The sequence below is a fragment of the Pseudomonas sp. N-1-13 genome (genome assembly GCF_057787095.1).
Genome location: NZ_JBYNRI010000001.1, coordinates 3,966,969 through 3,983,524, shown reverse-complemented (window position 1 = coordinate 3,983,524; position 16,556 = coordinate 3,966,969). Strand labels below are relative to the sequence as shown.

At 64.0% G+C, this 16,556-nt stretch carries 2 protein-coding genes (1 of these 2 only partly in view); both read left to right on the top strand.

The window, feature by feature from the left end:
• Positions 1 to 13,329, top strand: partial view of a non-ribosomal peptide synthase/polyketide synthase gene (locus AC3I65_RS17790; RefSeq protein WP_488524039.1) — the 3' portion only. 327 nt of this gene lie to the left of the window's left edge; 13,329 of the gene's 13,656 nt are visible here — the last part of the coding sequence; its start codon lies off the left edge, out of view; it ends in the stop codon at positions 13,327 to 13,329.
• Positions 13,326 to 16,556: a non-ribosomal peptide synthetase gene (locus AC3I65_RS17785; protein WP_488524038.1), complete on the top strand. Its 3,231-nt coding sequence runs from the start codon at positions 13,326 to 13,328 to the stop codon at positions 16,554 to 16,556. The genes AC3I65_RS17790 and AC3I65_RS17785 overlap by 4 nt, the downstream gene beginning before the upstream one ends.

Here is a 16,556-nt window from a genome sequence, read left to right as displayed (position 1 = left end):
AACGGCGAGCAAACCGTGCAGGTCATCCACCGGCACATGCCCCTGGGCATCGCCGTGCAGGCCTTGACCGCCGCTCCGTCGGCCAGCGAGGACGACGCCATCAAGGCGTTCGTCGAGGCTGAAACCGCACGCCCGTTCGATTTGCGCCAGGGGCCGTTGCTGCGGGTTTCGCTGTTGAAAATCGCCGAGGACGACCACGTGCTGGCGCTGATCCAGCACCACATCATTGCCGATGGCTGGTCGATGCAGGTGCTGGTGGATGAGTTGGTGCGTCACTACGCGGCCGACACCGCCGGCCAGCCGTTGGCGTTGCCAGCGCTGAGCGTGCAATACGCCGACTATGCGATCTGGCAGCGTCACTGGCTCGAGGCCGGTGAGCGTGAGCGGCAGTTGGCCTATTGGGTGCAGACCCTGGGCGACGAACAACCGGTATTGGAGTTGCCCCTCGATCATCCGCGCCCGCCCGTGCAGAGTTTTCGCGGTGCGCGCCTGGACCTGAACCTGCCGCCGGAACTGGGCGCGGCGCTCAAACAGTTGGCCCAGCGCGAAGGCGCCAGTCTGTTCATGGTCTTGCTGGCCTCGTTCCAGGCCTTGCTGCATCGCTACAGCGGCCAGCCGCAGATCCGCGTCGGCGTGCCGGTGGCTAACCGCAATCGGGTCGAGACCGAGGGCCTGATCGGCTTTTTCGTCAACACTCAGGTGCTCAACGCCCATGTAGATGGACAACTGCCGTTCGACCGCTTGCTCGCGCAGGTCAAGCAGTCGGCCATGGCGGCCCAGGCTCATCAGGACTTGCCGTTCGAGCAGTTGATCGAGGCCCTGCAACCTGAACGCAGCCTCAGCCACAGTCCGATCTTCCAGGTCATGTTCAACCACCAGACCGCCAGCGACACCCAGGATCGGCAACTGCAACTGCCGCACTTGAGCGTCGAAGACCTGGTGTGGGAAGGGCGCACCGCCCAGTTCGATCTGACCCTGGGCACTTATGAAACCGGGCAGGGTGTCGCGGCGGAGCTGACTTATGCCACCGACCTGTTCGAACCCCACACCATCGAACGCCTGGCCCGCCACTGGCAGAACCTGTTGCAGGGCATCGTCGATGCGCCGCAGCAGCGCATCGGTGAGTTGCCGCTGCTCGACACCGCCCAGCAGCGCCGCACACAGCAAGACTGGCACCGCGTGGTCGACCATGGCAGCGACGCCCTGTGCGTGCACCAGCGCATCGCCGAACAGGCGCGAATAACGCCTGATGCACTGGCGCTGAGCATTGATGGACAGACCTTGAGCTACGGGCAACTGGAGGCCCGCGCCAACCAACTCGCCCAGCGCTTGATCGGCCTGGGCGTGACGCCGGACCAGCCGGTGGGCATCGCGGTGCAGCGCAGCGCCGAGATGCTTGTCGGCCTGCTGGCGATTCTCAAGGCCGGCGGCGCTTATGTGCCGCTGGACCCAGCGTACCCCGAGGATCGCCTGGCCTACATGATCCAGGACAGCGGCATCGAGTTGCTGCTGACCCAGGCCCGCTTGCAGGCTCAACTGCCGATCCCGGCGACCCTGCGCACCCTGTTGCTGGACCAGCCGGACGCCGCGTGGCAGGCCGCACCGTCCACATGCCCGGCGGTGCCATTGACCACCGAGCACCTGGCCTACGTCATCTACACCTCCGGGTCCACCGGTAAACCCAAGGGCGTCATGGTCCGCCATGGCGCGCTGAGCAACTTCGTCACCAGCATGATCGCCCGGCCAGGCATCACGGCCAGCGATCGCATGCTGTCGCTGACGACGTTTTCTTTCGACATTTTTGGCCTGGAAATCTACGGGCCGTTGTCGGCCGGGGCCAGCGTGGTGCTGACCGGCCAGGACGTGCATCAGGATCCGCAAGCGGTGCTGGCGCTGATCGAGCGTCACGATGTGAGCGTGCTGCAAGCCACACCTTCGAGCTGGCGCATGTTGCTGGATCATGAACACTCGGCGGTGCTGGCCGGTCGCACGTTCCTCTGCGGCGGCGAGGCATTGCCCCTGGAGTTGGCGCAACGACTGCTGGCACTTTCGCCGAAGGTCTGGAATCTCTATGGCCCGACCGAGACCACGATCTGGTCGGCGGTGCATCCGCTGAGTCTGGAAAACAGCCGTCCGTTCCTGGGCAAGCCGCTGGACAACACCGCCCTGTACATCGTAGGCAGTGACCTGACGCTCAACCCTCCGGGCGCGCCGGGTGAGTTGCTGATCGGCGGCGACGGGCTGGCCCGCGGCTACTTTCAACGTCCGGCGTTGACCGCCGAACGTTTTGTGCCTGACCCGTTCTCCACCTGTGGCGAGCGGCTGTACCGCACCGGCGACCTGACCCGTTATCGGGCCGAAGGCGTGGTCGAGTACATCGGACGCATCGACCATCAGGTCAAGATTCGCGGCTTGCGTATCGAGCTGGGTGAAATCGAAGCCGCATTGCTGGCCCAGGACACTGTGCGGGAAACCGTGGTGGTGGCCCATGAGGCCCCGACCGGTGCGCAACTGGTGGGTTACGTGGTGCTCGCGATCGGTGAAGCAGCGGACGAGGCTTCGTTACGCGCTTCGCTCAAGGCCGCGCTCAAGGCGCAATTGCCCGAGTACATGGTTCCGGCGCACTTGGTGTTCCTGGCACAACTGCCGCTGACGCCCAATGGCAAGGTCGATCGCAAGGCGTTGCCGGCGCCCGATGTGGGCGAAGTGCAGCGGCTTTACGTGGCGCCCCGCAGTCAGCGTGAGCAACAGGTGGCGGCGATCTGGCAGGAGGTGCTCAAGCTTGAGCGGGTAGGGCTGGAGGACAACTTCTTCGAATTGGGCGGGCACTCGCTGCTGGTCACCCAGGTGGTGTCTCGGGTCCGTCGAGCGTTGGCTATCGAGGTGCCGCTGCGCAGCCTGTTCGAACACAGCACGTTGCAGGACTTCGTCAATGCCCTCGACGCCGGCCAAGGCGAACTGGCGCCTGCGATGGTGCCGGTGTCGCGTGACGCACCGCTGCCGCTGTCGTTTGCCCAGGAACGCCAGTGGTTCCTGTGGAAAATGGACCCCGACAGCGCCGCCTACAATATTCCGACCGCGCTGCGGATGCGCGGTGCGCTGGACAAAATCGCCTTGCGCCAGAGTTTTGAAGCGCTGCTGCAACGTCACGAAAGCCTGCGCACAGCGTTCGTGGAGGACGATGGCCGCACCTGCCAGGTGATTCGCCCGCAAGGGCAGGTCCACTTCGTCGAGCAACGCCTGGCAGTGGCTGACGAGGCCAGTATTCAGGCGTTCCTCGAGCAGCAGACGCAACGCCCGTTCGATCTGCTGAGCGAGGCGCTGTTGCGCGTGGCGCTGCTGGAGTTGAGCGAGCAGGAGCACATTCTGGTCCTGACCGTGCATCACATCGTTGCCGACGCCTGGTCGTTGCAGGTGATGGTCGACGACCTGATGAGTCTGTATTCGGCGTTCATTCAGGAACAGCCTGCGCAGTTGCCGCCTCTGGCGGTGCAATACGCCGACTATGCCGTCTGGCAGCGACAATGGATGGCCGCCGGCGAACGGGAGCGACAACTGGCCTACTGGACCGGGCAACTGGGCAGCGAGCAACCGCTGTTGGAGCTGCCCACGGACCATCCGCGCCCGGCGCAGCAAAGCCTGCGCGGCGCGCGTTTGCCGATTGTGCTGGATCGCTCGCTGAGCGACGCCCTCAAGGCCCTGGCCCGACGGGAAAACGTCACGCTGTTCGTGCTGTTGCTCGGTTCTTTCCAGGCGCTGCTACATCGCTACAGCGGTCAGGCCGACATCCGCGTCGGGGTGCCGATTGCCAACCGTCATCGCCTGGAAACCGAGCGGTTGATCGGCTTCTTCGTCAATACCCAGGTGCTGCGGGCCGAATTCCACCGTGAGCTGACCGGTGCGGATTTGCTGCAACAACTCAAGCAGACAGCCATGGCGGCGCAGATGCATCAGGACCTGCCGTTCGAGCAATTGGTCGATGCCTTGCAACCGCAGCGCAACCTGAGCCACAGCCCGTTGTTCCAGGCCATGTTCAACCACCGCAACGAAACCGGTGCGGCACTGGCCAATGCCTTGCCAGGCCTGGCGGTCGAACCGCTTGGCTGGGAACAGCGCACCGCACAATTCGACCTGAGCCTGGATACCAGCGATAGCCCGCAAGGCCTGCACGCCGCCCTGACCTACGCCACGGATCTGTTCGAGCCGGCCACCATCGAGCGCATGGGCCGGCACTGGCTCAACCTGTTGCAAGGCCTGGTGCAGGACCTGCATCGGCCCGTTGCGCAGTGGGCGCTACTGGACGCTGACGAACGGCGGCGGATGCTGCTCGACTGGAACGCGACGACGGCGCAATACCCCCTCGATCGCAGTGTGCATGGGTTGATCGAAGAGCAGGTGCGGCGAACCCCGGACGCCCCGGCGCTGGTTTTCGGCGAGCAACGCCTGACGTATGCCCAGCTCAACGCCCGGGCCAATCGCCTGGCTCACCGGCTGATCGAGCAGGGTGTCGGTCCGGATGTGCTGGTGGGCATTGCCGTGGAACGTTCCGTGGAAATGGTGCTGGGGCTGTTGGCGATTCTCAAGGCCGGCGGTGCCTACGTGCCGCTGGACCCGGAATATCCGCAGGAGCGCCTGGCCTATATGTTCGAAGACAGCGGTATCGGTTTGCTGCTGACCCAAAGCCACTTGCTCGAACAATTGCCGATCCCGCCGGGGCTGCGCAGCCTGGTGCTGGATCTGCCCGATGACGGGCTGCAAGCAGGCCGCGACGCCAATCCGCACGTCAGACTCGACGGCGAAAACCTGGCGTATGTGATCTACACCTCGGGTTCCACCGGCAAGCCCAAGGGCGCGGGTAACCGTCATTCGGCGTTGGTCAACCGGCTGTGCTGGATGCAGGACGCGTATCGGCTGGACGCGGACGACAGCGTGCTGCAAAAAACGCCGTTCAGTTTCGACGTGTCGGTCTGGGAGTTTTTCTGGCCGCTGCTGACCGGCTCGACGCTGGTGGTGGCCGCGCCGGGCGCTCATCGCGACCCGACGCAACTGATCGAACTGATCACCGCGCAGCGCATCACCACGCTGCACTTCGTGCCGTCGATGTTGCAGGCTTTCCTGCAAGACCCACACGTGGCCGAATGCACCAGCCTGAAACGCATCGTGTGCAGCGGCGAAGCCTTGCCGGTGGATGCGCAGCAGCAGGTGTTCGCCAAACTGCCGAACGCCGGCCTGTACAATCTCTACGGTCCGACCGAGGCGGCCATCGACGTGACCCATTGGACCTGTGTCGAGGAGGGGCGCGACAGCGTGCCGATCGGTCAACCGATTGCCAACCTCGGCACCTGCATCCTCGATGATGAATTGTCACCGGTGCCAGTAGGGGTGATCGGCGAGCTGTACCTGGCGGGCGAGGGCCTGGCCCGTGGTTACCATCGACGTCCGGCGCTGACGGCCGAGCGGTTCGTGACCGGCCCCTTCGGCAATGGTCAGCGCCTGTATCGCACCGGCGACCTGGCGCGCTACCGCGCCGATGGCGTGATCGAATACGCCGGGCGGATGGATCATCAGGTGAAGATCCGTGGCCTGCGCATCGAGTTGGGTGAAATTGAAGCGCGCCTGGCCGAGCACGACGACGTGCGCGAAGCCGTTGTCATCGCTCAGGACGGGAGCTTGCTGGTGGCCTACGTGGTGCCGGCGCGCGCCGAGTTGCTGGCCGCCGAAGACATCGTTCGCCAGACACTGCAAGGTAATCTCAAGGAGCATTTGAGCCAGGCCTTGCCCGACTACATGGTGCCGCAGCACTGGTTGTGGCTGGAAAAAATGCCCGTCAGCCCCAACGGCAAACTGGAGCGCAAGGCGCTGCCCAAGGCCGATATCACCGCCAACCCCAAGGCTTACATCGCACCGGTCACCGCCATCGAACAGGCGTTGGCCGGTATCTGGCAAAGCGTGCTCGGGCGCGGGCAAGTGGGGCTCAGCGACAACTTCTTCGAGCTGGGGGGCGATTCGATCGTCTCCATCCAGATGGTCAGCCGGGCCCGTCAGGCAGGCATCCATTTCAGCCCCAAGGATCTGTTCATACATCAGACCATCCAGGGTCTGGCCAGCGTGGCGACCCTGGGTGACAGCGGGCTGGCTATCGATCAGGGGCCGGTGACGGGAGAGACGCTGCTGCTGCCGTTCCAGCAATGGTTTTTCGACCAGCCCATGGCCGAGCTTCATCACTGGAACCAGTCGGTGCTGCTCAAGGGGTTGCGGCCTTTACACGCCGGGCATCTGGAGCAAGCGTTGCAGGCATTGGTTGCCCATCACGATGCCTTGCGCCTGGCCTTCAGGCGTGAGGACGACGCCTGGACCGCTCGCCATCAAACACTCGCTGAACAGCAGGCGATCTGGCGTCGCTCACCGCTGTTGTGGACGGCTGAGGTGGCAGATGCCCCGGCGCTGGAGCGCCTGGCCGAACAAGCCCAGCGCAGCCTGGACCTGGAAAGCGGCGCGTTGTTGCGCGGTGTCCTGGCGAACCTGGCCGATGGCAGCCAACGGCTGTTGCTGGTGATCCATCACCTGGTGGTGGACGGGGTGTCCTGGCGCATTCTGCTGGAAGACCTGCAACAGGCTTATGAACAATTGCAGGCCGGCCAGACCCCGAAACTGCCGGCCAAGACCAGCGCCACCCAGGCCTGGGCGCAACGCTTGAAAACCCATGCGGGCAGTGCAGCGTTCCAAACCCAGATGGCGTACTGGCAAGGGCAACTTGAGGGCGCTCGCGGCGATTTGCCCTGTGACCGGCCGCAGGGCGAACTGCGCAGGTGCCATGGGGCGCAGGTCCAGACGCGTCTGGATAAAAACCAGACCCGCCAGCTCTTGCAGCAAGCGCCAGCGGCCTATCGCACCCAGGTCAACGATCTGCTCCTGACGGCCCTGGCCCGGGTGATCGGTCGCTGGACCGGGGAGGCCTCGACCTTGATTCAGTTGGAGGGCCATGGCCGCGAGGCTCTGTTCGATGATCTGGATTTGAGCCGCAGCGTCGGCTGGTTCACCAGCCTGTTTCCGGTCCGGTTGACACCGGCCGTGACCACCGAGGATTCGATCAAGGCCATCAAGGAGCAATTGCGCGCGATACCCGACAAGGGCCTCGGATTCGCCGTGCTGCGCTACCTGGGTGATGAGCCGACGCGGCGTGCCCTGCAGGCGTTGCCGGTGCCACGCATCACCTTCAACTATCTGGGCCAGTTCGACAGCGGATTTGCTGATGACGCCGCTGGGCTGTTTGTTCCGGCCGGCGAATCGGCGGGCGCGCCACAGAGCCCGCTGGCGCCGCTGGACAATTGGCTGACGCTCAATGGCAGCGTCTACGCGGGTGAGTTGAGCATCGACTGGACATTCAGCACGCAGATGTTCGATGAGTCGACGATCCAGGCGCTGGCCCTGGATTACGCTCAGGAGCTGCAGGCGTTGATCGAGCACTGCTGCCAGACCCGGCATCAGGGCTTCACACCGTCGGACTTCCCGCTGGCCGGGTTGACTCAGGCCCAGCTGGACACGTTGCCGCTGGCTGCGCGGCAGATCGAAGACATCTATCCGTTGTCGCCCATGCAGCAAGGCATGCTGTTCCATACGCTGTATGAGCAGCAGGCCGGCAATTACATCAATCAACTGCGTGTTGATGTCGCAGGCTTGGACGTCGAGCGCTTCCGCCAGGCCTGGCAGGCCGCCATGGACGCCCATGAAGTGCTGCGCAGCAGTTTCGTCTGGGACGGTGATTTCAAGCGGGCGTTGCAGGTTGTACACAAGCAGATGGAGGTTGCATTCCTGTTCCGCGATGGAGGTGCCGCAGCGAATCCATCCCTGGACCTGAACGCCCTGGCGTTGGCGCAGCGCCAGCAGGGTTTCGAGCTGGATGCGGCGCCGCTGTTGCGCTTGCTGGTGGTGCGCGTGGCAGAGGACCGCTATCACCTGATCTACACCAGCCATCACATCCTGATGGACGGCTGGAGCAACTCGCAGTTGCTGGGGGAAGTGTTGCAACGCTACGGCAGCCAACCCGTCGTTGCATCTGGCAGCCGCTACCGGGACTACATCGCCTGGCTGCAACGCCAGGATGGCGCCGCCAGCGAAGCGTTCTGGAAGCCCGCGCTGCAACGTTTGGAGGCCCCGACGCGGCTGGCCGACGCCGTTGCATCACCGACCCAGACCGGCGCCGGTTATGGCGATCATGTGCAGGTGCTGGACGAGACGCTGACCCGCCGTCTGGAAGCTTTCGCCCGTGCCTCGAAAGTCACCGTCAACACGCTGGTGCAGGCCGCGTGGCTGCTGCTGTTGCAGCGTTACACCGGCAAAGACACCGTGGCCTTCGGCGCGACGGTGGCCGGTCGTCCGGCGGACTTGCCCGGCATCGAGCAGCAGATCGGCCTGTTCATCAACACCCTGCCGGTGATCGCCAGCCCTCGGGCCGAGCAGTCCCTGGACAGTTGGCTGCAAGCGCTACAAGCACAGAACCTGGCGCTGCGCGAGTTTGAGCACACCGCGTTGCTGGACATCCAGCGCTGGGCCGGGCAGGGCGGTGAAGCGCTGTTCGACAGTTTGCTGGTGTTCGAAAACTATCCGATTGCCCAAGCCTTGGAACAGGGCGCACCGGACGGTTTGCGCTTTGGCCCGGCGCTCACCCAGGAACAAACCAGCTACCCATTGACGCTGTTGGTGGGGTTGGATCGGCAACTGTCGGTGCACATGAGCTACCAGCAGGCGAGCTTCTCGGCGGCCACGGTAGAACGGCTGGCGACCCATCTGGTTCAGTTGCTGGGCCAGATGACCGATAGCGGCGAGCGTTGCTTGGGTGAACTGTCGATGCTGGAGTTCGATGAGCATCAGCGCCTGACCCACGACTGGAATCCGGTTGATGCGCCCTTTGAACAAGCGCTGTGCATTCACCAGATGATTGCTCGCCAGGCCGAGGCCACACCGGATGCCCTGGCGGTGACCTTCGCCAATACCCGATTGAGCTACAGCGAAGTCGATGGCCGTGCCAATCGCCTGGCTCACAAACTCATCGAAATGGGCGTGGGCCCGGAAGTGCGCGTGGGCGTGGCGATGCCGCGCTCCGAGCACCTGCTGATCGCCTTGCTGGCGGTGCTCAAGGCCGGCGGCGCCTACGTGCCGCTGGACCCGGATTACCCGGCCGAGCGCGTGGCCTACATGCTCGACGACAGCCGCGCCAAAGTGCTGCTGACCGAACAGGCGGTAGTGGCAACGCTGAGCGTGCCGGCCGAAACCGCTGTGCTCATGCTGGATCAGCTCGACCTGGCGCACTACCCATTGAGCGCACCGCGCACAACCGTGATGCCCGACAACCTCGCCTACGTGATCTACACCTCCGGCTCCACCGGCCAACCCAAGGGCGTAGCGATTGCCCATCGCAACGTGCTGGCGCTGATCGACTGGTCCAGATCGGTCTACAGCCGCGATGACATCCAGGGCGTGCTCGCGTCGACCTCGGTGTGCTTCGACTTGTCGGTGTGGGAGCTGTTCGTGACCCTGGCCAACGGCGGTTCGCTGATCATCGCTCGCAACGCCCTGGAGCTGCCGCAACTCCCGGCCCGCGATCAAGTACGGCTGATCAACAGCGTGCCCTCGGCCATCGCCGCGTTGCAGCGCAGCGGCGAGATTCCAGCCAGTGTGCGCATCATCAACCTGGCCGGGGAACCGCTGAAGCAAAGCCTGGTGGATGCGCTGTATCAGCACCCCATCGGTGGGAGCGAGCCAGTGGAAGCAAAACCAGTAGGAACAGAGCCTGTGGGAGCAAAGCTTGCTCGCGATAGCATCCTATCGGCTGGCCCATGTGTAACTGACCCACCGCCATCGCGAGCAAGCTTTGCTCCCACAGACTGTGCTTCCACAGGAGTGCTCCCACAAGGGATTGAGCACGTCTACGACCTTTACGGCCCCTCGGAAGACACCACCTATTCCACCTGGACCCGCCGCACTGCCGGCGGCACGGCGAACATCGGCCGGCCCGTCAAGCACACCGCCAGCTACCTGCTCGACGCCGACCTGCAAGCGGTGCCCCAGGGCGTTTCAGCCGAGCTGTACCTGAGCGGCGCGGGTATCACCCGTGGCTACCTCGGCCGCGCCGCGATGACCGCCGAGAAGTACGTACCCAACCCGTTTTCCACAACCGGCGAACGGCTGTACCGCACGGGTGACTTGAGCCGTTATCGCGCCGATGGCGTGCTCGAGTATCAGGGCCGCATCGACCATCAGGTGAAGATCCGCGGCTTCCGCATCGAGTTGGGAGAAATCGAAGCACGGCTGCTGCAGCAACCCCAGGTGCATGATGTAGCGGTGCTGGCCCAGGACGCTCCGGGCGGTCAGCAACTGGTGGCCTACGTGGTTGCTTCGGCGTTGCAAGCGGACGAAAGCAGTGCGCGCGCCCAGCTCAAGGCAGGCCTCAAGGAGCATCTGCCCGACTACATGATCCCGACGCACCTGTTGTTCCTCGAACACCTGCCCCTGACCCCCAACGGCAAACTCGACCGCAAGGCCCTGCCAGCCGTGGATACCGGGTTATCGCAAAGTGGTTACGAGGCACCCGAGGGTGAGCTGGAGCAACAGATTGCCGGTGTCTGGCAAGAGGTGCTGGAGCTGGAACAGGTCGGTCGCAACGACCACTTCTTCGAGCGCGGTGGTCACTCATTGCTGGCGACCCAGGCCGTTTCACGCTTGCGCAAGCTGACCGGCTATCCGCTGAGCCTGCGTGACCTGTTCGATCATCCGCAGCTCAAGGCGCTGGCGGCGCTGATGGCCGGCACCGTCGATGGACCGGTCCGGGCGGGCGATTCCCGTGGGGTGCGGCTCCAGGCCCATGGGCCACGCCGTTCCGCGCCGCTGTCGTTGGTGCAGCGACGTTTGTGGGTCGCCGAACAATTGTCCGGCGGCACTTCGGCGTATGGCATGCCCATGGCGCTGCGCCTGTGCGGCGAGTTGTCGGTGGAGCGTCTGATGAGCAGCTTTGCCGACGTGGTACGCCGTCATGACGTATTGCGCACTGCGTATCGCCAAAACGAAGAAGGGGATCCGGTGGCGCTGATTGCCGATGAGGTCCGACTGGACTTCCCGGTGATCGACCTGTCTGGTCTGTCGCCCAGTGCCCGGCAGGAACAGGTGGCCCAGGCGACGCTGGAAAATGCCCGCACCCCGATCGATCTGGAGCAGGCACCGCTGCTGCGCGGGCGGATCCTGCACCTGGGGCCGACCGAACATGTGTTGCTGTACGCCATGCATCACATCATCTCCGATGGCTGGTCGATGGGGCTGCTGATCAACGAACTGGTGCAGGTCTACGAGGCATCCCTCAAGGCTGAGGCGATGCCGCTGGCGCCCCTGGAGATTCAGTACCATGACTTCGCCTTGTGGCAGCAGGCGCTGGAAGAGCAGGGCGTACTGGCGCGTCAGGCTGACTACTGGAAACACCGGCTCAGTGGCTACGAGGGGCGCCTGAACCTGCCGCTGGCCCGCCCTCGGGGCCAGACCGCCTCCTATGACGGCGATGCGCTGCAGTTCCAGCTTCCCACCGGGCTGACCGGTGCCTTGCGCCGGTTGTCCAGCGAAGCCGGGGTCACGCTGTACAGCACGCTGCTGGCGTCCTTCCAGGTGTTATTGCATCGGCTCTGCGCTGCGCAAGATCTGGTGGTTGGCGCCGACGTGGCGGGTCGTGAACAGCCGGAGCTGGAGCGGCTGATCGGTTTCTTCGTCAACGTGCTGCCCCTGCGTTCGCGTCTGGACGCCGATGCCACGTTCGCAAGCTTTTTGGCGCAAACCCAGGACAACCTGCTTAGCGCCCTGGAGCATCAGGACTTGCCGTTCGACCAGATTGTCGAGGCCTCGGGCGTGCCACGACACAAGGGCATGAATCCCTTGCTCCAGGTGTTGTTCGTGATGAACAACGTGCCGGTGCGCACCCGCTCCATAAAGGGGTTGAGCGTGGAATTGCTGCCGGCGTTGGAGACCCATTCTAAATTCGACATGGCGTTGTTCGTTGACGAAGAAGAAGGGCAATTGCGCGGCACTTGGCAATTCGCCACAACCCTGTTCGGACATGAGCACATTCAGCACCTGATTCAGGCCTGGACCGCCCTGTTGGAACAGATCGTCGCTGATCAGGACATTCAATTGGGAGCTATCAGCATGCCAGTCGACAACTTGGCGGCCGCCGCCAAGCCTGCCACCGTCCCGGGGCCCAAGGCCGATAAGCTGGGCAAGTTTCTCAAACGCTCGGTGACACCGCTCGCCAAGCCTCGACCGGCGCGGGTGCGTGAATCACTGGTGGCAGCACCGCAGCGATTCCCGTTGATGCTGGAGCCGGGTGAACCCCAGCTGGATGTCATCGAGTGGATTCATCAGAACCGGCCGCTGATCGAGCAAAAGCTGGCCGAACATGCGGGCATTCTGTTCCGCGGTTTTGAACTGGATGGCATCCAGGGCTTTGAAGCGTTCGCCGAAGCGATCCAGCCCGGCCTTTATGGTCAGTACGGCGATTTGCCGAAGAAGGAAGGGGGCAAGAACACCTACCGTTCCACGCCGTACCCGGAGCGCAAGATGATTCTGTTCCACAACGAAAGCTCCCATCAGGACCGCTGGCCGCGCAAGCAGATGTTCTATTGCGAGCAAGCCGCGCCTGTGGGCGGTGCGACTCCCGTAGTGGATTGCCGGTTGATGTACGAAAAACTGCCGTCGGACCTTCGCGAGAAGTTCGAAGACAAAGGGCTGCTGTATGTGCGCACCTTCACCGACAAACTCGACGTGTCGTGGCAGCACTTTTTCAAGACCGAGGACCGCCGCGAAGTTGAGGCCCGGTGTCGGGCGGGCGGTATCCAGTGGCGCTGGCTCGACAACGACGAGTTGCAGACCCGCACACCGGGGCCGGCGATCATCACGCACCCGATCACCGGGGAGAAGTCGTTCTTCAATCAGGTGCAATTGCATCACATCTATTGGCTGGAGCCGGATGTGCGGGAGGACCTGCTGTCGATGTTCGGTCTGGAGCGCATGCCTCGGCATGTGTATTACGGCGATGGCACACCGATTGAGGATGAGGTGATGGCGCGCATCGGTGATTTGTATGAAGCCTGTGCGGTGCGTTTCGACTGGCGCAAGGGCGACGTGATCCTGCTGGACAACATGCTGGTGGCCCACGCCCGCGACCCGTTCGAGGGCCCCCGCAAGATCGTGGTTGCCATGGGCGATATGTATGAGCGCAGCGCGCTGGAGGGCCAGGTCGATGCCGGGGCCGCCATCCAGGGCATCCGCAACCTGGAGGAAACCGGAGCATGAACGAGGTATTGATGGACCAGCAGGACCCCGGCTTTGCCTTGACCCCCGAGCAACAAGCGATGCTCGAACAACTGTCGAGCACGGCGACCTGTGGCGAAGCATTGCGTTGGCTGAATGTGGTCATCGACGGCGATCTCGATCCGCAGCGATTGCAGATCGCGTTCAATACGCTCCTGGCACAGCAGCCAATGCTGCTGGCGCGGCTGGACAAAGTGGCCGGTTTCCACGGCTTGCGTCAGGTCGCCAGCGACGCCGCTCGTTTCCCGCTGACGATACAGGCAGGCGAGCAACGGACCGAGGATGTCCAGGCGCAGATCAAGGATTCTCTGGGCTGTGCTTTTGTGGTGGGCGAATCGCCAAACGTCCAGGCCGTGCTTTATCGTCTGGCGCCGCAGCAATGGCAACTGGTGCTGGGTATCGCTCGCTACAGTGCCGATGCGCAATCGCTGAATCTGCTGCTGGAGCAAGTCCAGCAAGCGTACGCCGCAGTTCAGGCGTCGGAAGACGAAGCACCGGGCGAGTTTGCCCAGTACCTGGAATGGCGCAGTGAGGTGGTGCTTGATGAAGATGCCGCCACCGGACGAACCTATTGGCAGCATTACCTGCAAGGCGTGCAGACGGACATCGCCACACCGTGGTTGGCTGCGCGCAGCGCCGGCAGTGAGACGGGGGCCGCTGATACCTGTGTGTCGCTGACCCTGGAGCCGGCCCAGCGCGATGGGTTGCAACGGTTGGCCGAGCAGCTCGATCAGCCGCTTGCCACGCTGCTGCAAGGCGCATGGTGGGTGTTGCTGGGACGTTTGAGCGGCCTTGAGCCGGCGCTGGTGGGCGTGCGTCATGACAGCCGTGGCGACTATGAATACTTCGCCAATGCTGTGGGCGTGTTCGAGAAAACCCTGCCGCTTAGCGTTTCATTGCCCGCGACGGTGTCGTTCAGCGAGTGGCTGGACGAGCTGGCGGCGCGCCTGGAAGCCCATCGCACCTGGCAGGAATACTGGGCGCCGGAACTGTCGCCTGAGGCGGCGCGCCCGGCCTACGGCTTTACGCTGGGGCAGGCTAACCGGGCCGGCAACAGTGGCGGCCTTAACTGGGCTGTTGCAGAGTCCGTGCGGGTGCCGGCAGATCCATTCGAGTTGCTGTTGCAGGTGCAATTGAACGCTGCCCAGCAGCTTGCCGCGGTCAATCTGCATTACGCCAGCTCGCGTTACTCGCCGGCCTCGGCCAGCGCCGTGTTGGAACAGTACGGCGTGCTGTTGGCGTCGATCCTTGCCGCTCCACACACCGCATTGGCGCGGCTCGATCTGTTGAGTCGCACCGCAGAGCAGCGCTTGCTGGCAATCAACCCCGCCATGCACGCGTTAGCTGATGGCCGTTATCTGCCGCAGCGCATCGCCGATCTGGCGTCGCATACACCGAACGCCATTGCCCTGACCGACGCCCGTCAGCAAATGAGCTACGGCCAGTTGCAAGCCCGGGTCGACAGCATGGCGCAGGGCCTCAAGCAGCAAGGCGTGGGCGCCGGTTCGATGGTCGCGCTGGCGTTGCCGCGCTCGGTGGATCTGGTGATTGCAATGCTGGCGAGCTGGCGCCTTGGTGCGGCGTATCTGCCCCTTGATGTGCAGTGGCCCCAGGCGCGTCAGGCGTTGATGCTGGAGCAGGCCGGCGCGGCGTTGTTGTTGACCGATGCGGCGCATCTGCCGGCCTGGCAGGACCAGCCGTATAAGGCGCTGACCGTGGCTGAGCTGAGCCATCCGGCTACGCCACTGCCGGCGCTCGCCACCCAGGGCAACGATATCGCCTATGTGTTGTTTACCTCCGGCTCCACCGGTGTGCCCAAAGGCGTGGTGATCGAGCATCGGCAACTGCTCAACTACACCGCCCAGGCCAGTCAGGCGCTGGGGCTTGCCCAGTGCAAGAACGTCGGTTTCAGTTCCAGCGTGGCGGCGGACCTGGGTAATACGGCGTTGTTTGGCGCGTTGTTCAACGGCGCGACCCTGCATGTGGCCAGCGATGAGCAGATGCAGGACGGCGTGTTGTTTGCCCAGTACCTGCAACAGCAGCAGATCGACTGCCTGAAAATCGTGCCCTCGCACCTCGCGGCGCTGCTCGACGGTGAACGGGCGCTGCTGCCGGGCACCCTGGTGCTTGGCGGTGAGCCGATTGCGCCGACCTTGGTCGAGCGCATCGCCCGGTTGCGCAGCGATTGCCGGGTGTTCAACCACTACGGGCCGACCGAAGCCACGGTGGGGGTGATGATTCATCCGCTGTCTCTGAACGGCGCGGCCGGCGACTGTTCGGCGCTGACCCAGGTGCTGGGCAACAACCAGGTTTACGTGCTGGACGCCGATCTGCGTCTGGCGCCGGTGGGCGTGCTGGGTGAGGTGTATCTGGGCGGAGCGCAGTTGTGCCGGGGCTATCTGAATGCCGAGGCCGATGCGCAGGCGTTCATCCAGAGTCCCTTTGATCCGGCGCAGCGGTTGTATCGCACCGGTGACCTGGCGCGTTATCGGCCGGACGGGGCGATCCAGCTATACGGACGGCGCGATCAGCAGGTCAAGGTGCGTGGGTTCCGTATTGAACTGGCGGAGATCGAGGCCGTGCTTGTGCGCATGCCACAGGTGGCCGAAGCATTGGTGTTGCCGGCAGCGTCGGCCGAGCAGGGGCTGTTGGCCTTTGTCGTGGCGCAGCAGGGACTGTCGACGGGCTTGCTCGACGCCGCGCGCGCTGAGCTGAGCGCCCGCTTGCCCAGCGTGATGGTGCCGCAGCACGTGCATCTGATCGAACGATTCCCGCGACTGGCCAACGGCAAGATCGATCGCCACGCACTGCAGCAGTTGGCGGTGGCTACAGCGGACGATGAAGACGCCGCGCCACGCGATGCGCTGGAGCAATTGCTCGCCGCGCGCATGGCGCAGTTGCTTGGGCTTGAGCGATTGGGCATCGATCGCGACTTCTTCGCCGCCGGAGGTCATTCGTTGCTGGTGATCAAACTGGTGGCCGGTATTCGCAAGTTGTTGCAGTGCGAAATTCATCCGGGACTGGTCTTCGATCATCCGACCGTGGCGTCGTTGGCCCTGGCCTTGCGGGCGCTGGAGAGCAGTCCGGGGCAATTGGAAAAAATGGCCCAGGTGCGCCTGCGCATGGAGGCGATGAGTCCCGAGGAAAAGGCCCTCCTGACCGAACAGGCTCGGCAGCTGCAAGCCGCCAAGGCGGCCCAAGGCAGCTGA

What these genes read in the sequence shown, in the direction of transcription:
- AC3I65_RS17785 (WP_488524038.1), top strand. Translation starts at nt 13,326, where the DNA reads ATGAACGAGGTATTGATGGACCAGCAGGACCCCGGCTTTGCCTTGACC.